Consider the following 19,343-nt stretch of genomic DNA (forward strand, 5'->3'; position numbering starts at 1 on the left):
CCCGACGCTCGCCGACGACCATGATGGAGAGCATGGATACGCGGGCGGTGGCTGTTGTCATCGCGGTGAAACGACTCGATGCGGCCAAAACGCGGCTCACCCCGGTGATCGCTGCCGACGACCGGCGCGCACTGGTGCTCGCCATGCTCACCGACACGATCGCCGCGGCGCGGGGCGCCGGTCTGCACCAACTGGTCGTCGTCAGCCCGGACAGCTCGGTGGCCGCGGTCGCACTGGACGCCGGCGCCACCACGGTCGTCGACGACGGCGAGGTTCTCAACGACGCCTTCGCAATCGGTATCGAGCATGCCCTTTCGATGTGGCCCGACAACCGAATCTTGGTGTTGCAGGCCGACCTGCCTGCCGCACGGCCGGCAAGCCTGCACGCCGCGGTGGCCCGCTCGGCGCAGCATGAGCGGTCGTACATCCCCGATCACTCCGGAACAGGGACCACCGCACTCTTCCTGAACGTCGACATGCCCGGTGGCGCCGATGTGCTTCGGTTCGGCGTGAACTCCGCATCTGAGCATCGCGGGCGCGGCGCAGTCGACCTCACCGCAGGAGCTGACCGGTGGCCAGACCTGAGGATGGACGTCGATACCGTCGATGACCTGCTGACCGCACAGCACATCGGCCTGGGCGGGGCGACCTCGCTGGTCGTCTCCGGCTTGCAATTGCATGAACAAACTCAAACTCCCGGTGCGACCGCGCCCGCGGATGGTTCATGATGGGTACGTGAGCACAGCAGAAAAAGGCAGTCAGAACGCGTCACCCCCGCCGTCGATGCCCACCGCGCCGCCCGCGGCGACAGCGACGCCCAACGAGACGGCAGATCTGCCCGAAGATCGTTATCTGAACCGCGAACTGAGTTGGCTCGATTTCAACGGCCGAGTGCTGGCGCTGGCGGAGGACACCTCTCTGCCACTGCTCGAGCGGGCGAAGTTCCTCGCCATCTTCGCGTCGAACCTCGACGAGTTCTTCATGGTCCGCGTGGCCGGGCTCAAGCGCCGCCACGAAACAGGGCTGTCCGTTCGCTCCGCCGATGGTCTGTCGCCGCGCGAGCAGCTGGCACTGATCGGTCAGCGCACCCAGGTTCTTGCCGAGCGCCACGCTCGGGCCTTCCTCGATTCGGTCCGACCAGCGTTGACCGACAACAATATTCACGTTGTCACCTGGGAGGCGCTGTCCGATGAAGAACGCCAGCGTATGGACGAGCACTTCCACGAGGTGATCTTCCCGGTCCTGACTCCCCTGGCCGTCGATCCCGCTCACCCCTTCCCCTACATCTCCGGTCTGAGCCTCAATCTCGCTGTGACCGTGAAGGACGTCGGCGAAGGTGGCGAACACTTCGCTCGCGTCAAGGTCCCCGACAACGTCGACCGTTTCCTCCGGGTCGATCGGCTGATGCCCGCGCAGTACCGCGAGCGGTATGCGAAAACGGCCACCACGCCCGCCAAAGCCGTACTGCTCCCGCTCGAATACCTCATCTCGGCACACCTCGACCAGCTGTTCCCCGGCATGGAGATCGTCGAGCACCATGCATTCCGTATCACCCGCAACGCCGATTTCGAGGTCGAGGAAGACCGGGACGAGGACCTGCTGCAAGCACTCGAACGCGAGCTGGCCCGCCGCCGCTTCGGATCCCCGGTACGGCTCGAGGTCGCCGACGACATGACCGAGCACATGCTCGAATTGTTGTTGCGCGAACTGGACGTCGATCCCGGCGACGTAATAGAGGTTCCCGGACTGCTGGACCTTTCATGCCTGTTCCAGGTCGCGGGTATAGACCGACCGGCGTTGAAGGACCCTCCCTTCGTGCCGGCGACGCATCCTGCCTTCGGCGAGCGGGAAACCCCCAAGAGCATCTTCTCGACGCTGCGTGATGGTGATGTCCTGGTCCACCATCCGTACGACTCGTTCTCCACCAGCGTCCAACGTTTCATCGAGCAGGCCGCGGCCGATCCCAACGTGCTCGCCATCAAACAAACTCTGTACCGGACCTCCGGTGACTCGCCGATCGTCAACGCACTGATCGACGCCGCCGAAGCCGGAAAACAGGTCGTGGCACTGGTAGAGATCAAGGCACGATTCGACGAGCAGGCCAACATCAAGTGGGCCCGACAGCTCGAGCAGGCCGGCGTCCACGTCGTCTACGGCCTCGTCGGTCTCAAGACACACTGCAAGACGTGTCTGGTGGTCCGGCGGGAAGGTTCGACCATTCGGCGGTACTGCCACATCGGCACCGGTAACTACAATCCGAAAACCGCGCGGCTGTACGAAGACGTGGGCTTGTTCACAGCATCTCCCGACATCGGGGCCGACCTGACCGACCTGTTCAACACGCTAACCGGCTATTCGCGGAAGGTCGCGTACCGAAACCTGCTGGTGGCGCCTCACGGGGTCCGGTCGGGAATCGTCGGGAGGATCCTCGCCGAGAGCGAGCGACACCGCAACGGTCACGCTGATGCACGGATCAGGCTCAAGGCCAACGCTTTGGTGGACGAGCAGGTCATCGACGCGCTCTATCGCGCCTCGCAGGCAGGCGTTCCGGTGGAGGTCGTGGTCCGCGGCATCTGCGCGCTTCGACCCGGCGTGCCGGGTATGAGCGACAACATCACCGTGCGTTCGATCCTCGGGCAGTTCCTGGAGCATTCGCGGATGCTGCACTTCCAGTCACTCGACGAGTTCTGGATCGGCAGCGCCGACATGATGCACCGCAACCTCGATCGCCGAGTGGAGGTGATGGCGCAGGTTCGCGATCCGCGCCTGACCCGCGAACTCGACGATGTCTTCGCGTCGGCGATGAATCCGGCGACCCGATGCTGGATCCTCGGCGAAAACGGAAGCTGGACAGCTTCACCCGCCCCCGGCGAGGATGTGCGCGATCATCAGCGCCAGATGATGCGCCGTAACCGCAGCCGGGCCGACCTGATCCAGTGAGTAAATCGGCAGGCCGCTCGGGCACTGTTGTGTACGCAGCCGGCGGGGTCGTGTGGCGCGAGACCCCGACCGGCGACGTGGAGGTGGCTCTCGTGCACCGGCCGCGGTACGACGACTGGACCCTGCCGAAGGGCAAAGTCGAACCGGGGGAAACGCTGCTCTCCGCCGCCGTTCGCGAGATCGGCGAGGAGACCGGCTACCGTGTGCGGCTCGGTCGTCACCTCCGCATGGTCAGTTACGACCTTCGCGGCCCGGGCCGTAAACACGTGCACTACTGGTCGGCCGAAGTCACGGGGGGCTCGTTCGAGCCCAGCCACGAGGTCGACGAATTACGTTGGCTATCAATGGATTCAGCTGCGGAGCTGCTATCGTTCCGGCTCGACCGACAGGTTCTGGGCACCTTCCGGCAATTACCCGCGAGACTCCAGATACTGCTGCTCGTGCGGCACGCAAAAGCGGGTCGCAAGTCTCGGTACCACGGCGACGATCGGCTGCGGCCGCTGGACAAAGTGGGTCGGGCCCAAGCCGAGGCCTTGCTCTCGCAGCTGCTTGCTTTCGGCCCCACCGCAGTCCATTCGGCAGACCGGGTGCGATGCAGCCAAACGGTGGCACCCTTGGCGGATGAGCTCGGGGTCGTCATCGAGGAGGAGCCGACACTCTCCGAAGAAGCGTTCGCCGACGACGCGAAAAGCGGCAGACGCCGGATCCGCGACATCGGCCAGAGCGCCGGTACCCACGTGGTGTGCAGTCAGGGCAAGGTGATTCCGCCGCTACTGAAATGGTGGGCGGCCCACGACGAACTCAAGCTCCCGGCAGCACGAAACCGGAAGGGCAGTTTCTGGGTGCTCGCGCTCCTCGACGGGAAACTAGTCGCAGCGAGCCACGTCGACAGTCCGCTGGCCGCGTCGGAGAACTGAGCCAGGGGTACCTCCACACCCACCAGCGGCGACCGGCGACGAGCGCACAGACAAGACAAGCCCCGGCAGAGGGAAGGTCTGCCGGGGCTTGTGATGTCTAGGTTCAGCGCTTCTTGGCCGGAGCCTTCTTCGCCGGAGCCTTCTTGGCTGCAGTCTTCTTGGCAGGAGCTGCGGCCTTCTTGGCCGGTGCTGCCTTCTTGGCCGGGGCGGTCTTCTTCGCCACGGTCTTCTTGGCCGGTGCTGCCTTCTTGGCAGGAGTGGCCTTCTTGGCCGGGGCGGTCTTCTTCGCCACGGTCTTCTTGGCCGGTGCTGCCTTCTTGGCAGGAGCGGCGGCCTTCTTGGCGGCCGGAGCTGCCTTCTTGGCCGGCGCAGCCTTCTTGGCTGCCGTCTTCTTGGCCGGCGAAGCTGATGCAGTTGCACTGCCACGCTTGACCGCCGGGCCCGAAGCACTCAGCTTCTGCTTTCCGGCTACGACCAACTTGAACTGAGCACCCGGACGGAACGCCGGAACCCAGGTCGGACGGACCTTGACGGTTTCGCCGGTGCGCGGGTTGCGAGCAACCCGGGCAGCGCGACGCCGCTTCTCGAAAACACCGAAACCGGTGATGGTGACGCTCTCGCCCTTGTTCACCGCGCGCACGATCGTGTCTACGATGTGCTCGACGGCGTCTGTCGCCGTGCGCCGATCGGTCCCCAACTTCGTTGTCAGTTCCTCGATAAGCTCTGCCTTGTTCATGGATTCAACCTCCGCAGACTGTTGGCCCACTTTGGGCCAGCTACAGGACACGGTAAACGTCAAATCGCAAAACGTCCACGTCCGACGCTAAATTTGCTCGGCGTGGCGAAAGGTAAGCCGCCTAACAGGTTACGGGAGGGCCCGCTCCGCGGCCCCCGAAACGGGTATCGGGAGGGTCTTTGGTTTCCATACGGGCCTTACCTTTTCGAACTCAGAAATGGCCTCGACCTGCCGCAATGTCAATCCGATGTCGTCCAGACCCTCCATCAGACGCCACTTTGTGTAGTCATCAATTGCAAAGGGCACCACTAAGTCCGCAGCGGTGACTGTCTGATCTTCAAGGCTCACCGTCAATTCCAGTCCGGGCTGCTCCTCGAGCCGTTTCCAGAGCAGCTCGACGTCCGACTGCTCGACCTGCGCGGCCACCAGACCGGCTTTTCCGGCGTTCCCGCGGAAGATGTCGGCGAATCGGGAGGAGATCACGACCCGAAACCCGAAGTCAGATAACGCCCACACTGCGTGCTCTCGGGACGACCCCGTACCGAAGTCCGGACCGGCGACCAGGACGGAGCCGCGGTCATACGGCGGGGTGTTCAGGATGAAGTCGGGGTCGTTGCGCCAGGCGGCGAACAGGCCGTCTTCAAAGCCCGTGCGGGTCACTCGCTTCAGGTAGACCGCGGGGATGATCTGGTCGGTGTCGACGTTGCCCCGGCGCAGGGGGACGCCGATGCCGGTGTGGCTGTTGATCGGTTCCATCGTCATTTCTCCTTGTCGCCGGGGTTTCAGACCGTGGTCACGAGATCGGGCAGGTCCGTCGGCGCGGACAGGCGACCACGGATCGCGGTCGCCGCCGCGACGGCAGGTGACACGAGGTGAGTGCGTCCGCCCTTGCCCTGCCGCCCTTCGAAATTGCGATTCGAGGTGGACGCGCAGCGCTCTCCGGGTGCGAGCTGATCCGGATTCATGCCGAGGCACATCGAGCAGCCGGCCTGCCGCCAGTCGGCTCCGGCCGCATCGAAGATGGCACCGAGCCCCTCCTCCTCGGCCTGCATCCGAACCTGGGTGGAGCCCGGGACGATCAGCATCCTGATGCCGTCGGCAACCGTTCGACCATCCAGGATCTCGGCGACCGCCCGCAGATCCTCGATCCGGCCGTTGGTGCACGAACCCACGAAGACCGTGTCCACCGCAACCTCCCGCAGCGGTGTTCCGGGCTTCAAATCCATGTATTGCAATGCCTTCTCGGCGGCCGCAGCTTTGTCGGCATCGGCCATCTCGGAGGGGTCGGGCACCAGCGAACCCAGTGGCGCACCCTGGCCGGGGTTGGTCCCCCAGGTCACGAACGGGGTCAGCGCCGCGGCGTCGATGTGGACCTCGGCGTCGAACTCGGCGTCGGGGTCGGTGCGGAGTTCACGCCAGTTGGCCACGGCAGCATCCCAGTCGGCACCGGTGGGCGCGTGCGGACGACCTTTGATGTACTCGAAGGTTATGTCATCGGGTGCAATAAGCCCTGCTCGCGCACCCGCCTCAATGGACATGTTGCACACGGTCATTCGGGCCTCCATCGACAGCTTCTCGATGGCTGAACCGCGGTACTCGAGCACATAGCCCTGTCCGCCACCGGTTCCGATCTGCGCGATGACGGCGAGGATCAGATCCTTGCTCGTCACCCCGGGTGGCAGTTCACCGTCGACGGTGATGGCCATCGTCTTGAAGGGCCGCAGCGACAAGGTCTGCGTTGCCATCACGTGCTCGACCTCCGAGGTGCCGATACCCATCGCGATCGCGCCGAAGGCACCGTGTGTCGAGGTGTGACTGTCTCCGCAGACGACGGTCATGCCCGGCAGGGTGAGCCCGAGCTGCGGGCCGATGATGTGCACGATGCCCTGACTGGCATCGCCCATGGAGTGCAGGCGGATCCCGAACTCTTCGCAGTTGCGGCGCAGCGTGTCGACCTGGATGCGGGAGACCGGGTCGGCGATTATCTGGTCGATATCGACCGTCGGCACGTTGTGATCTTCGGTGGCGATCGTCAGGTCCGGTCGGCGTACCGGCCTGCCCGCGAGGCGGAGACCGTCGAACGCCTGCGGACTCGTCACCTCATGGACGAGGTGGAGGTCTATGTATATGAGGTCGGGCTTGCGTGAGACCCCGTCTCCCTCACCGCGCACCACCACATGTTCTTCCCAAACCTTTTCAGCCAAGGTCAACGGACGTTCGCTCAACGTGATCACCACTTTTCTTCAAGTACCGAGTTGGGGCTGGCATCTCAGTATGCGAGAGCATAGTATCGGCTTGTGAGAAATGATACCGCATCTCCGGTGGCCAGTGGAATCGGTGTTCTGGATAAATCGGTCGCCGTTCTGCACGCCGTCGCCGAAGGCCCGTGCAACCTGAACGAGCTGTGCGCGCGCACCGGATTGCCACGCGCCACCGCCCACCGACTGGCCGTCGGACTCGAGACGCATCGGCTGCTTTCCCGGAACACCTCCGGGTTGTGGTGTCCGGGACCGGTTCTGGGCGAGCTGGCAGCAGGGGCCACCGACACCGTCCGAGAGGCCGCCGCGCTGGTGTTGCCGCGGCTGCGGGAGATCACGGGCGAAAGCGTGCAGCTCTATCGCCGTGAGGGCGCCGACCGGATCTGCGTCGCGGCGATCGAACCACCGTCGGGATTGCGGGACACAGTGCCCGTCGGCGCACGACTGCCGATGAACGCGGGCTCGGGCGCCAAAGTCCTCCTGGCGTGGGCGGATCCTGCCACCGCACGGCTCCTTCTGGGCGAGAACGGCTTCAGCGAACGCACCCTGCTCGAGGTCCGGCGGCGCGGCTGGGCGCAGAGTGCCGGTGAGCGCGAACCAGGCGTGGCGAGCGTCTCGGCGCCCGTGCGCGACAACGCCGGCGAGGTCATCGCGGCGATCTCGGTGTCGGGGCCCATCGACCGGATGGGGCGCCGGCCCGGCTCTCGCTGGGCTGCCGATCTCCTGGCCGCAGCCGACGCCATCAACAAACGGCTCTAGGGCACGAGCCGGAAATCTCGCGGCACTACTGTGAGTAGCAAGGATCACAACACGATCGGTGTGTGGCCGCCGACGCGGCCACCTCACACACCGGAGGCGAAAGGACACCTGTGGGAACCAACGAGCGCGGCAAGATCGTCATGGCCGAGGACGAGATCACCGAGTTCATCGTCCGCAGCCGCACCGCGACGATGGCAACGGTGTCGGCTCAGGGCCGGCCGCACCTGGTGGCCATGTGGTACGCCGTCATCGACGGTGAGATCTGGTTCGAGACCAAGGCCAAGTCCCAGAAGGCCGTGAACATCCGGCGAAACCCGACGTGCACCGTGATGATCGAGGACGGGCACACCTACGACACGCTGCGCGGGGTGTCCATCGAGGGAAACGCCGAAATTCTCGACGACCCCGATTCGATCCTCAAATGCGGGATCAGCGTGTGGGAGCGCTACAACGGTCCGTACAGCGAGGAGGTTCGCCCCTTCGTCGACCAGATGATGAACAAGCGCGTCGCCGTACGCGTCGTGCCCGACCGCACCCGTAGTTGGGATCACCGCAAGCTCGGTCTCCCCGAGATCCCCATCGCCGGCAGCACGGCCGAGTTCCTCGACCTCAAATAGATCGGGCTCCGTCTCACCACAGCGCCCCGACCATCAATCGATGGGCGGGGCGTTGTGCGTCGTCGGGGCCAGGGTCAGCTATCGAGCCGTGCAGCGATCTCGCCGATGATCGGATCGTCGTCTCCTGCCGCCTTCACCTGATCGCGCCACTGCTTCAACTGCGCGTCCCGCGATCGGATATCGTCCGCGGTGTCCGACGTCTGGTTACCGGCTTCGTCCGGTGCCATGTCCGGCGACACCGACTCGACCCGCAGGTCGAGTTCGGCCAGCAACTCGTTTTTTGTCAGCTTCTTGGTCATCGTCCAATCCTGCGCCACAGCGTCCTCGACCCGCAAACGCGCCACTCATACGAGAGCGCACCACTAATTTGTGGTGCGTCCTCGTATAAATGGCGCGTTTGGGACGTCGCTGGGGATCGAGCGATCAGAATCCGAGCTGCGAACGCACCTCAGTCCACTGGCCGTCGAGTGGCAGCGTCCAGCACTCGGGTTCGATCGAGGTGTTGGTGCAGCCCGCGGCCTTCCATTCGTCGTAAGCGATGTCCCAGCCGTCGATGGACTCCAGCAGTTCAGACCGCAGCAACGATGGCTCGAGGGTCTGCGCGCTCGACCGGATCGCGTGCAGGACGGTGTCCCGCTTGATCAGGCAATCACCGCGAGCGCCGGTGTTCTGACAGATGGCCTTGTCGAACTCGAGTTCGCCCGCGTACTGCTGCGCAAGCCCTTCGGGCGTCGTGACGGCAACGTCGTCCGAGGACCCACCGAACGCCATCGGTTGACCGGCGTCCCCGCAGGCCCCCAGCAACGGGATCGCAGCGGCGACGACCAACATCTTGAGCAGGGGCTTCATGAGCCGAATTGTCACACAGGCAGGACACTTGCGACGACTCGTGATCAGGCCTAAACATTTGAGCCACAACCGATTTGCCAGATGTGGACCTGAACGTGACCGTGAGAATCAGATGTCCGATTTGCCGAGGCCGCAGTGCGCGGGCCTCCGCGTCGCGCCACCACATACTGTCCCTCCCGCGGGCGCCGAGGGCAGTCTGCCCTCGGTGGCCACTACGCGGGCCGAATTCGGTGACGAACGGGTCACCGGCAGACGAGTCGCGGACACGTCGAGCAGATAGAGAAAGACCCTCCCCTGCTGTGCAGGAGAGGGTCTTTCTTTTGTAGCCCCGACGGGATTCGAACCCGCGCTACCGCCTTGAGAGGGCGGCGTCCTAGGCCACTAGACGACGGGGCCAAGCTGACTCAGCTTACGCTGTAGTCGCTGGGGTACCAGGACTCGAACCTAGAATGGCGGTACCAGAAACCGCTGTGTTGCCAATTACACCATACCCCAATAAGTACTTCTCACCCGCTCGCGCTGCGGCGAAAAGCGCCGAGAAGAAGAGTATCAAACCCCTCGGCTGAACCCACAATCGCCAGTTCAGAGGCCCTTTTTCAGGCGATGTCCGCGCGTGCGGCCCGAAGCCTGGCGAGGGTCCGGTCGCGCCCGAGCAACTCCAGGGATTCGAATAGCGGTGGGCTGATGTGTGATCCCGTCACCGCGACACGCACGGGGCCGAAGGCCTTCCTCGGCTTGAGTTCGAGCTTCTCCACCAGCGCCTCCTTGAGGGCGCTCTCGATGCCCTCAGTCGCCCACTGATCGACTGCTGACAGCGCATCGATGGTCGCGTCCAGTACCGGCCCCGCATCCGCTCCGAGGTTCTTACGGGCGGCGGCCTCGTCGATGGAGAAATCGGCGTCGTCGATGTAGAGGAACGCGATCAGCCCCCAGGCGTCGCCCAGCACCTGAATCCGTGTCTGCACGAGATCGGCGACCACAGCGAACTGTGTGGCGTCGATGGGCTCGCTCAGTTGGCCTGCATTGACCAAGAACGCTCGCAGGCGGCCCGCGAAATCCTCCGGCGTGAGCCTGCGCAGATGTTCCGCGTTGATCGCATCGGCCTTCTTCTGATCGAAGCGGGCCGGGTTGGAGTTGACCTGACGAACGTCGAAGGCAGCGATCATCTCGTCGAGACCGAAAATGTCGTGGTCGTCGGCGATACCCCAGCCCAGGAGCGCGAGATAGTTCAACAGTCCCTCGGGGATGAACCCGCGGTCCCGGTGATGGAACAGATTCGACTCCGGATCCCGCTTCGACAACTTCTTGTTGCCCTCCCCCATCACGAAGGGGAGATGGCCGAATTGCGGTATTGCTTTGGCGATCCCGATGCGGGTGAGGGCTTCGTAGAGTGCGATCTGGCGGGGGGTTGAGGAGAGCAGGTCTTCACCGCGCAGCACATGGGTGATGTCCATCAGGGCGTCGTCGACGGGGTTGACCAACGTGTACAACGGATCACCGTTGCCGCGCGTCAGCGCGAAGTCGGGAACCGTGCCCGCCTTGATCGTGGTGGTTCCGCGGACGAGATCGTCCCATTCGATGTCGTGGTCGGGCATCCGCAGCCGGACCACCGCAGGTCGGCCCTCGTCGCGATACGCCTGCTTCTGCTCGGGGGTCAGGTCCCGATCGAAGTTATCGTAGCCCAGCTTCGGATTGCGGCCTGCGGCGAGATGACGGGCCTCGACCTCCTCCGCGGTCGAGAACGCCTCGTACGCCTCCCCCGCATCGAGAAGCTTGGCAACGACCTCCAGGTGCTGCGGCTTGCGCAGGGACTGACGGTATGGCTCATAAGGTCCGCCCACCTCGGGGCCTTCGTCCCAATCGAGACCGAGCCAGCGCAAGGCATCGAGAATTGCCTGGTACGACTCCTCGGTGTCGCGAGCGGCGTCGGTGTCCTCGATCCGGAAGACGAACGTGCCGCCGGTGTGTCGGGCGTGCGCGAAGTTGAACAGCGCAGTACGCACCAACCCGACATGGGGCGTGCCGGTCGGAGATGGACAAAAACGAACGCGGACCTGCGAATCACTCATGAGGTCCAGGCTATCGCTCGCGGATCATCGCCTCACCGACCGGGCGCTCGCCGGCGACGGGCCGATCAGCCGACGTTGGCTCGAAGGAAGTCGATGAGCAGCGCGTTGACCTCGTCCGGCTGTTCCAAATAGCCGTAGTGCCCGGCGGCGGCGACTTCTCGGTATGTCGCACCGGGAATCGCGTCCGCGACTTCCTTCGCGAGATGAGGCGGCAAGGTCCGGTCATCGGCGAAACCGATCACCAGGGCCGGTCGGGTGATCCCGGCGTACGCGGCGGTCCGGTTCTTTTCGCCCTCGTGCAACTGCAGTTGCGCCCGCACGCCCGCCGTGACCTCCTGGCCCGAGAACTCGATGACGTCGAGCCAGTCGCGCACCTTCGTGTCGTCATCGAGTGTGTGCCGGGACAGGTTGAGATGGGCCGTGATCGCGGCGTGGTAGCGCGGCGGCAACGTGATCTTCTGGTCGTACAGCTCCCGCTCACCCACAGAGATCGACTCCTGCAGCGGACCACTTCGTGCGTACGTCGCGATCATCGCAACACAGTTCACGACATCCGGCCGTGCGAGGGCGAGCTCCTGGGTGATCTTGGCGCCCAAGGAGGTTCCGATCACGGCCGCAGGCCCTGCCCCGAGATACTCGATGAGGGCGGCGGTGTCGGCCACCATGTCGGCGATGGTGAATCCACCGGGGCACTCACTCGACGGCGCGATCCCGCGGTTGTCGAAGGTGACGACGCGGTAGCCGGCCTTGACCAGAGCCGGTTGCTGATTGGCCTTCCAGACGCGACCAGGGCTGCCGGTGCCCATGACCATGACCACCAACGGTCCCTCGCCCGAATCCTCGTAGCTGATCGATATACCGTTGACCTGAGCAGTTTTCGGTTGCGGACGCACTCCCCTACCCCCTGTCGGCAACCGGGTTGGTGAGCGTGCCGATTCCTTCGATCGTCACGCTGACCTTCTGACCGGCGTTCATCGGCCCGATGCCTTCCGGGGTTCCCGTGAGGATCACATCGCCGGGCAAGAGCGTCATGACAGCACTGATCCACTCCACGATCTCACCGACGTCGTGCAGCAACATGCTCGTACGGCTTCGCTGCTTCACCTCACCATCCAGCTCGGTGCGGATCTCCAGATCGCTGGGATCGAGCTCTGTTTCGATCCATGGTCCCAACGGACAAAAGGTGTCGTGCCCCTTGCCGCGCGTCCACTGTCCGTCGGCTTTTTGCTGATCGCGCGCGGTGACGTCGTTACCGACGGTGTATCCGAGGATGACGTCCTTGGCTGCCGAGGCCTTCACGTCGCGGCACGGCCTGCCGATCACGATCGCCAATTCGCCTTCATAGTCGACGCGATCGGAAGACTTCGGGCGCAGAATGGGAACCTGGGGTCCGATGATCGACGTGTTCGGCTTGATGAAAATCACCGGGTTCTCCGGCGCCTCGCCCGATCCAGTCGAGCTCCGGTGCGCTTCGTCTCCGCCCATCTCGGCGACGTGAGCCGCGTAGTTCTTACCGATGCAGATCACCTTGCTGGCGAGAATCGGGGCCAGCAACCGGGTGTCGGCGAGTGGCCAACTCCGGCCCGTGAACGTCGGGGTTCCGAAAGGGTGTTCGGCGATTTCACGTGCCGTCTCGGCACCGTCCTCACCTTCGATACTGACAAAGGCGACCCCGTCGGGGCTGGCAATTCGACCTAGACGCATGGTGGCAACACTATCGCACCAGCGGTATCCCAACCGGCGGGAGTCCGCTTGGAACGGGCCTGTTCCGTGTTCTAACATGTGGGCACACAGTTCCATATTGTGAGACAGAGGAGGTTCGCATCATGCCCACCGACACCCGACGCTGGGCCATGCTCGCAGCCTCCTTGTGTGGCGCGATGGCGACCACCTGCGTCGTCAGCGGAGTCGCGTTCCTCATCCCCGAGCTCCATCGCTCCGAAGGACTCTCACTCACGGAAGCCTCGACGCTGGCGGCGGTACCGATGGTCGGGCTACTGCTGGCGACCATCGGTTGGGGCATGGCCCTGGACCGGTTCGGGGAACGCCGAATACTGTTGCTCTCGCTGACACTGACGGTTGCCGCAACCGGATCGGCCTGCCTGGCAGACGCACTCGACGCGTCGAAAGTGGTCCTCGGCGCAATCCTGCTGGTCGCGGGCATCACCTCCGCCGCCACCAACGGAGCCGGAGGCCGGATCGTCGTCGGCTGGTTCCCGCCCGAACGTCGCGGAACAGCGATGGGCGTCCGGCAGATGGCGCAGCCCCTGGGCATCGGCGTGTGCGCGCTGACCATGCCCGTGCTGGCCGAGAACCTAGGTGTCACAGCCGGTTTGGCTGTGCCCTTCGTCGTCACGATATTCGCCACGATCCTCGTCGCAGCAGTGATCATGGACCCGCCACGGGAGACGATGGCGGACGGGTCGGCCATCACCTCACCGAACCCGTACCGCGGAAGCACCTTCCTGCCGCGAGTACACGGGGTGAGCATCCTGCTGTCGATACCGCAATCGATGCTCTGGACCTTCGTGCCGGCATGGCTGATCGTGCAGCACGAGTGGTCGGCGCTGACCGCGGGTGTCCTGGTGACGATCAGCCAGGTGCTGGGCGCGTTCGGTCGGATCGCGGCAGGTCGCTGGTCGGATTCGTGGGGCTCCCGTACCAAACCCATCCGGCTGATCGCCATCGGCGCAACGGCATCGGTGGGTCTGTTGGCATTCACCGATTGGCTCGACAGCCCCACCGCTGCCCTCGTCATGGTCGTCGCGAGTGTGATCACGGTGGCAGACAACGGGTTGGCGTTCACCGCCATCGCCGAGTTCGCAGGCCCTCAATGGAGCGGCCGGGGCCTGGCGATCCAGAACACCGGGCAGTACCTCTGGATGGCCGCGTCGACCCCGGTGTTCGGTATGGCGATCGGCGCATTCGGTTACCCGGCGGCGTTCTTGCTCTCGGCAGCCGCGCCTGCGGTCGCGATCGGCCTGGTGCCGGCGGACGAGGAGCGCAAGGCCGCAGTCACGGCGTCCTGACTCATCTCTCGGAATTCGCGCCACCTGCGTGCGAACGCGTCAGGTATAACTGGCGCGAACGTACGCAGGTGGCGCGAATCAACAGTGCGCGATCTCAGCCGAGTGCGACTCGGATCCTCGTGCCGATCTCGGCCGTGGTCACCGGGGTGTCACCGCGGCTCGCCAGATCGGCGGACACCGCTTGATCGATCCGGTCTGCCTCGGCATCGTGCCCGAGATGACGAAGGAGCAATACGACCGACAGGATCGCTGCGGTCGGGTCCGCTTTGCCCTGCCCGGCGATATCCGGCGCGCTGCCGTGGACCGGCTCGAACATCGACGGATTGGTTCCGGTGGCGTCGATGTTGCCCGACGCCGCGAGGCCGATGCCGCCGCTGACCGCACCTGCGATGTCGGTGATGATGTCGCCGAACAGGTTGTCGGTGACGATCACGTCGTAGCGGCCCGGATCGGTGACCATGTAGATCGTCGCCGCGTCGATGTGGTTGTACGCCACGGTGACATCCGGGAACTCGACCGCGACGTCATCGACTGCGCGCTTCCACATCGACCCGGCGAACGTGAGCACGTTGGTCTTGTGGATCAGGGTCAGATGCTTCCGGCGACTCTGCGCACGCGCAAAAGCGTCACGGACAACACGTTCGACACCGAACCGGGTGTTGACGCTGACCTCGGTGGCGATCTCGTGTGGAGTTCCGACGCGTATGGCACCACCGTTGCCGGTGTACGGACCTTCGGTGCCTTCCCTGACGACCACGAAGTCGATGTCCGGGTTGCCCGCAAGTGGTGATGTCACACCGGGGAAGAGCTTGCTCGGACGCAGGTTCACATGGTGATCGAGGGCGAACCGCATCTTCAGCAGCAACCCGCGCTCGAGGATGCCCGGCGTCACCGACGGATCGCCGATGGCGCCCAAGAGGATTGCGTCATGTCTGCGGATCGCGTCCAGGTCCTCGTCGGTCAGGAGGTCGCCAGTGCGGTGGTAACGCTGCGCGCCCAGATCGAACTCGGTGGTCTCCACGCCGGGCAGCACCTGATTCAGCACCGACAATGCCACGTCGATGACCTCGGGACCGATGCCATCGCCCTTGATGACCGCGAGCTTCATGACAGGTCGACCTGTTCGATCAGGGTGGCCTCGACAGCTTCACCGATGGCCGTGACCACCGCGTCCGGGATCTGCTGGCTCACGCGCAGCAAGATCGTGGCGCCTTCGCCCTCGGCGTCCTGCGACAATCCCGCCGCCTGGATGTCGATACCCGCGTTGCCGAGCAGGGTGCCGATCTTGCCGAGCGAGCCCGGCTGATCGCCGTACGAGACCACCAGGTTGAGACCTTCGGCACGCAGATCGAAGTTGCGGCTGTTGATGTTCACGATCTTCTGGACCTCGGCCGGTCCGGAGAGGGTGCCTGCCACGTTGAGGACTGTGCCGTCGCCGAATACGGCTCGCAGATCGACGAGGTTGCGATGGTTCGGGCTCTCGGACGCGGTGGTCACCTCTGAGGTGACACCACGCTCGGCAGCCAGTGCCGGCGCGTTGACGAACGTGACCGGCTCTTCGATGACCGCTGAGAACAGACCTCGCAGCGCAGACAGACCCAGGACGTCGACACTCTTGACGGCGATCTCACCGCGGACGTCGACGGTGATGTTGGCAGGCACCTGACCGGACAGCGCACCCACGAGGACACCGAGTTTGCGGACGAGTTCGAGCCACGGCGCGACCTCGTCGTCCACGGTGCCGCCGGTGATGTTCACAGCGTCGGGGACGAAATGCCCCGCCAGCGCCAGCCGCACACTCTTGGCGACGTCGGTGCCGGCGCGGTCCTGCGCCTCGGAAGTGGATGCACCCAGGTGCGGGGTCACCACGACCTGCGGGAGCTCGAACAACGGCGAATCGGTGCACGGCTCGGTCGCGTAGACGTCGAGGCCTGCGCCGAATACGTGTCCGGAGTTGATTGCGTCGGCGAGGGCCTGCTCGTCGATCAGCCCGCCGCGCGCAGCGTTGACGACGATGACGCCCTTCTTGGTGCGAGCCAGTTCGTCGGCGCCGATCAGCCCGAGCGTCTCAGGGGTCTTGGGCAGGTGCACCGAGAACATGTCGGCGCGCTCGAGGAGTTCGTCGAGGGTGACCAGCTCGATGCCGAGCTGCGCCGCGCGCGCCGGGGACACGTAGGGGTCGTAGGCGATGATGTTGGTCTCGAAGGCGGCCAGACGCTGCGCGAACAGCTGGCCGATACGTCCGAGGCCGACGACGCCGACGGTCTTGCCGAAGATCTCCACACCGTTGAACTTCGAACGCTTCCAGGTGTGCTCGCGCAAGGTGGCGTCGGCGGCAGGAATCTGACGCGCCGCGGACAGCAGCAGACTCACCGCGTGCTCGGCGGCGGTGTGGATGTTGGACGTCGGGGCGTTGACCACCATGACGCCGCGCTCGGTCGCGGCCGGCACATCGACGTTGTCGAGACCGACACCCGCTCGGGCGACGATCTTGAGGTTCGGGCCGGCGGCGAGGACTTCCTCGTCGACCTGCGTTGCCGAGCGCACCAGGATGGCGTCGGCGTCCTTCACTGCCTCGAGCAATTTCGGACGATCAGGCCCGTCGACCCAACGCACCTCGACATCCTCACCGAGGGCGGCAACGGTGGACTGTGCCAGTTTGTCGGCGATCAAGACGATTGGGCGGCCGGTGGGGCTCACGGTGATTTCTCCTGGGGTTCGGGCAACGAACGACGCTGTACGCCGGTCGCAGAACAGTGGCAACTCCAGCGATCAGCTTAGAGGTCGCGCCCAGCGCCGTTGCCCCGGGTCTATTCGCCACCCATGCGGGCGGACCTGCGCGAATAAGCATCGCTCATCCTTCCGACGATCAATATGCTGCCTGTGACTTGCGTTACGGTTATATTGCATCCGGGCCGGGGAGAAGATACGCAGCGGCGCGCGGTCGAGGTCGCTGCCTATCGCGAGGAGCCCGTACACCACGATTGGGGACCCAATGCTCAGAAAACTGCTCGCTCTGTGCGCGGCACTTGTGACTGCCGCGCTGCTGTTGAGCGGGGCGGGCACCGCGACCGCGGCTCCGTCGAAGGTGGCGCTGGGCGGAGGCTCGGGGATCCTCGTCCTCAAAGGTGGAAACAGCGCGTCGGCGTGCACGCTGACGACCATCGGTTACGACAACAGGGGCGGGCTGTACGGCTTGACCGCAGCGCATTGCGGAGAAGGCGGACAGCGCGTGGTCGCCGAACAGCAACAGAACCGCGGCGTCATCGGACGCATCACCTTCTCCAACCACAAACTCGACTACGCGATTATCGCGTTCGATCAGGACAAGGTCGCGCCCACCCGCACGGTCGGGAGTGTGACCATCCGCGGCGTACAGACCACTCCCCCGAACTTCGGAACCATCGCCTGCAAGGAAGGCCGGACCACCGGCGGTACCTGCGGGGTCACCTGGTTCTCCAACGGCGTCGAGCACATCAGTCAGATCTGCGTCACCGAAGGTGACTCCGGAAGTCCGGTCGTCGTCGGCGACAGGTTGATCGGCATGGTCAATGCCTACTACTTCGTCGGATGCATCGGTCCTGAGACCGGCACCAACATCAAACCGATCCTGGCGGACCTGCCCAGACGTGGCGTCGAAGGCTTTCGCGTCTACTGATTGGACTTGCCGCTCGTCCCGGCCCGATCGTGAGACTTCAGAACACGAGGGGTCACTGGGTTTCACGTCGGCTCAAACTCAAGTGGCGTGAAACTGGCACCGCCCGCGGGCGGCCCGCGTGGTCTGCGGCTTTGTTCCTCGTCTCACCAGCTGTGTTTTTTCGCTCCGCTTCGCTGGGCGGGGTGTGCGGCCCTTTCTCGCGTGGTCTGCGGCTTTGTCTTTCGTCTCACCAGCTGTGTTTTCTCGCTCCGCTTCGCTACGCGGGGTGTGCGGCCCTTTCTCGCGTGCTCTTCCTCCGTCGACTCAGTCGCTGCGCTCCCTCGCTCCTCCGTCCAGAGCACGCGGGGCCGCACACGGGCGGTGTCAGTTCCAGACAAACAAACCCCGGACCTCATGGTCCGGGGTTTGAGTGGTCGAACTCAGTCCTGTTGCTTATCAGGCAGTTTCGGTGATGGGCCGATCGACCCAGCTCATCAGGTCGCGCAGCTTCTGACCGGTGACCTCGATGGGGTGCTCGGCGTTCTGCTTGCGCAGACCTTCGAGCTCTTTGTTGCCGCCTTCGACGTTGGCGACCAGACGCTTGACGAAGGTGCCGTCCTGGATGTCCTTGAGGATGCCCTGCATACGCTCTTTGGTGCCCGAGTCGATGACGCGGGGACCGGAGACGTAGCCACCGAACTCAGCGGTGTCGGAGACCGAGTAGTTCATGCGGGCGATGCCGCCTTCGTACATGAGGTCGACGATGAGCTTGAGCTCGTGCAGCACCTCGAAGTAAGCCATCTCGGGCGCGTAGCCGGCTTCGACCATGACCTCGAAACCGATCTTGACCAGTTCCTCGGTGCCACCGCAGAGCACGGCCTGCTCACCGAAGAGGTCGGTTTCGGTCTCTTCTTTGAACGTGGTCTTGATGACGCCCGCGCGGGCTCCACCGATCGCCGCGGCGTAGCTCAGGGCCAGGGCCTCGCCGTTGCCTTTGGGATCCTGATCGACCGCGATGAGGCACGGCACACCCTTGCCGTCGACGTACTGACGACGCACCAGGTGGCCGGGTCCCTTGGGGGCGACCATGCCGACGGTGATGTTGTCGGCCGGCTCGATCAGGTCGAAGTGGATGTTGAGGCCGTGGCCGAAGAACAGCGCGTCGCCGTCGTTCAGGTTGGGCTCGATCTCATCCTTGAAGATCTTCGCCTGCGAGGTGTCCGGGGCGAGCACCATGATGACGTCGGCCCAGGCGGCGGCCTCGGACGCGGTCAGGACCTTGAGGCCCTGCTCCTCGGCCTTGGCGCGCGAAGCGCTGCCCTCGCGCAGGCCGATCACGACCTCGACACCCGAATCACGCAGGCTCAGTGAGTGTGCGTGTCCCTGACTGCCGTATCCGATGACCGCAACCTTGCGGCCCTGGATGATCGACAGGTCGGCATCGTCGTCGTAGAACATCTCGACTGCCACTTGACTTCCCTTCTTCGGTGAATCTCCCGGCCCTCTTTGGCCAGGGATCAGTACTTGGTTTC

18 protein-coding genes and 2 tRNA genes are annotated in these 19,343 nt (G+C 64.6%); 7 read left to right on the plus strand and 13 right to left on the minus strand.

From position 1 onward, the window contains the following. Positions 1-32 precede the first annotated feature (32 nt). Genes cofC through DFR67_RS18045 form a run of 3 tightly spaced genes read left to right on the plus strand, consistent with a single transcriptional unit; the run spans position 33 to position 3,857 of the window. A complete protein-coding gene (gene cofC / locus DFR67_RS18035; protein ID WP_245938020.1) occupies positions 33-728 on the plus strand; it encodes a 2-phospho-L-lactate guanylyltransferase in 696 nt (231 codons plus the stop codon). A gap of 55 nt (positions 729-783) precedes the next feature. Beyond that, positions 784-2,940 (plus strand): RNA degradosome polyphosphate kinase, encoded by a 2,157-nt coding sequence (locus tag DFR67_RS18040; RefSeq protein WP_245938033.1) that lies wholly within the window; start codon positions 784-786, stop codon positions 2,938-2,940. Continuing rightward, the gene (locus tag DFR67_RS18045; protein WP_110470866.1) at positions 2,937-3,857 is read left to right on the plus strand and encodes an NUDIX hydrolase; all 921 of its coding nucleotides are present in this window, start codon (positions 2,937-2,939) and stop codon (positions 3,855-3,857) included. Before DFR67_RS18040 ends, DFR67_RS18045 begins: the two co-directional genes overlap by 4 nt. Before the next feature lie 103 nt (positions 3,858-3,960). Here the strand turns inward: DFR67_RS18045 and DFR67_RS18050 are convergent, their stop codons facing one another. The 3 genes from DFR67_RS18050 to leuC all read right to left on the minus strand — a co-directional run bounded on the left by DFR67_RS18050 (position 3,961) and on the right by leuC (position 6,818). Next, positions 3,961-4,593, minus strand: a complete 633-nt coding sequence (locus DFR67_RS18050; RefSeq protein WP_110470949.1) for an HU family DNA-binding protein — start codon at positions 4,591-4,593, stop codon at positions 3,961-3,963. Positions 4,594-4,722: 129 nt separating this feature from the next. Beyond that, positions 4,723-5,349, minus strand: coding sequence for a 3-isopropylmalate dehydratase small subunit (gene leuD, locus DFR67_RS18055; RefSeq protein WP_110470951.1), 627 nt, complete (start codon positions 5,347-5,349; stop codon positions 4,723-4,725). A gap of 26 nt (positions 5,350-5,375) precedes the next feature. Further along, entirely contained in the window at positions 5,376-6,818 is a 1,443-nt protein-coding gene (gene leuC / locus DFR67_RS18060) for a 3-isopropylmalate dehydratase large subunit (protein ID WP_425451297.1), read from the minus strand. A gap of 72 nt (positions 6,819-6,890) precedes the next feature. Between leuC and DFR67_RS18065 the strand changes: the two genes are divergently transcribed. After that, positions 6,891-7,610 carry an IclR family transcriptional regulator gene (locus DFR67_RS18065; protein ID WP_110470867.1) on the plus strand — a complete coding sequence of 240 codons (720 nt, stop codon included), beginning with the start codon at positions 6,891-6,893 and terminating at the stop codon, positions 7,608-7,610. A 110-nt stretch (positions 7,611-7,720) separates the two neighbouring features. Continuing rightward, on the plus strand, positions 7,721-8,227 hold the full coding sequence (locus DFR67_RS18070; protein ID WP_110470952.1) for a pyridoxamine 5'-phosphate oxidase family protein: 507 nt from the start codon (positions 7,721-7,723) through the stop codon (positions 8,225-8,227). A gap of 74 nt (positions 8,228-8,301) precedes the next feature. Here the strand turns inward: DFR67_RS18070 and DFR67_RS18075 are convergent, their stop codons facing one another. From DFR67_RS18075 to DFR67_RS18105, 7 genes are all read right to left on the minus strand, one after another. Then, a complete protein-coding gene (locus tag DFR67_RS18075; protein ID WP_146240471.1) occupies positions 8,302-8,526 on the minus strand; it encodes a hypothetical protein in 225 nt (74 codons plus the stop codon). Positions 8,527-8,650: 124 nt separating this feature from the next. Next, complete coding sequence (locus tag DFR67_RS18080; protein ID WP_110470869.1) at positions 8,651-9,076, minus strand: hypothetical protein; 426 nt, start codon at positions 9,074-9,076, stop codon at positions 8,651-8,653. Positions 9,077-9,399: 323 nt separating this feature from the next. Beyond that, positions 9,400-9,472 (minus strand) — tRNA-Glu (locus DFR67_RS18085). 27 nt (positions 9,473-9,499) lie between these two features. Continuing rightward, positions 9,500-9,571, minus strand: a tRNA-Gln gene (locus DFR67_RS18090). A gap of 101 nt (positions 9,572-9,672) precedes the next feature. After that, a complete protein-coding gene (gene gltX / locus DFR67_RS18095; protein WP_110470870.1) occupies positions 9,673-11,145 on the minus strand; it encodes a glutamate--tRNA ligase in 1,473 nt (490 codons plus the stop codon). A 65-nt stretch (positions 11,146-11,210) separates the two neighbouring features. After that, positions 11,211-12,038, minus strand: coding sequence for an alpha/beta fold hydrolase (locus tag DFR67_RS18100; protein WP_110470871.1), 828 nt, complete (start codon positions 12,036-12,038; stop codon positions 11,211-11,213). A gap of 4 nt (positions 12,039-12,042) precedes the next feature. After that, positions 12,043-12,849, minus strand: coding sequence for a fumarylacetoacetate hydrolase family protein (locus DFR67_RS18105; RefSeq protein WP_110470872.1), 807 nt, complete (start codon positions 12,847-12,849; stop codon positions 12,043-12,045). Positions 12,850-12,971: 122 nt separating this feature from the next. On the opposite strand from DFR67_RS18105, the gene DFR67_RS18110 reads away from it, so the two are divergent. Further along, positions 12,972-14,174, plus strand: a complete 1,203-nt coding sequence (locus DFR67_RS18110; RefSeq protein WP_110470873.1) for an MFS transporter — start codon at positions 12,972-12,974, stop codon at positions 14,172-14,174. A 94-nt stretch (positions 14,175-14,268) separates the two neighbouring features. Here DFR67_RS18110 and DFR67_RS18115 read toward each other — a convergent pair whose 3' ends face one another. After that, entirely contained in the window at positions 14,269-15,282 is a 1,014-nt protein-coding gene (locus DFR67_RS18115; protein WP_110470874.1) for a 3-isopropylmalate dehydrogenase, read from the minus strand. Then, a complete protein-coding gene (serA, locus tag DFR67_RS18120) occupies positions 15,279-16,874 on the minus strand; it encodes a phosphoglycerate dehydrogenase (protein ID WP_110470875.1) in 1,596 nt (531 codons plus the stop codon). The genes DFR67_RS18115 and serA overlap by 4 nt, the downstream gene beginning before the upstream one ends. Positions 16,875-17,169: 295 nt before the next feature. On the opposite strand from serA, the gene DFR67_RS18125 reads away from it, so the two are divergent. Beyond that, the gene (locus DFR67_RS18125) at positions 17,170-17,832 is read left to right on the plus strand and encodes a chymotrypsin family serine protease (RefSeq protein WP_110470876.1); all 663 of its coding nucleotides are present in this window, start codon (positions 17,170-17,172) and stop codon (positions 17,830-17,832) included. Between the two features lie 435 nt (positions 17,833-18,267). Here the strand turns inward: DFR67_RS18125 and ilvC are convergent, their stop codons facing one another. Next, complete coding sequence (gene ilvC / locus DFR67_RS18130) at positions 18,268-19,269, minus strand: ketol-acid reductoisomerase (protein WP_030172040.1); 1,002 nt, start codon at positions 19,267-19,269, stop codon at positions 18,268-18,270. Between the last annotated feature and the right edge of the window lie 74 nt (positions 19,270-19,343).

Origin of the sequence: Williamsia limnetica, from assembly GCF_003217475.1 — a bacterium.
Classification (GTDB): Bacteria; Actinomycetota; Actinomycetes; order Mycobacteriales; family Mycobacteriaceae; genus Williamsia; species Williamsia limnetica.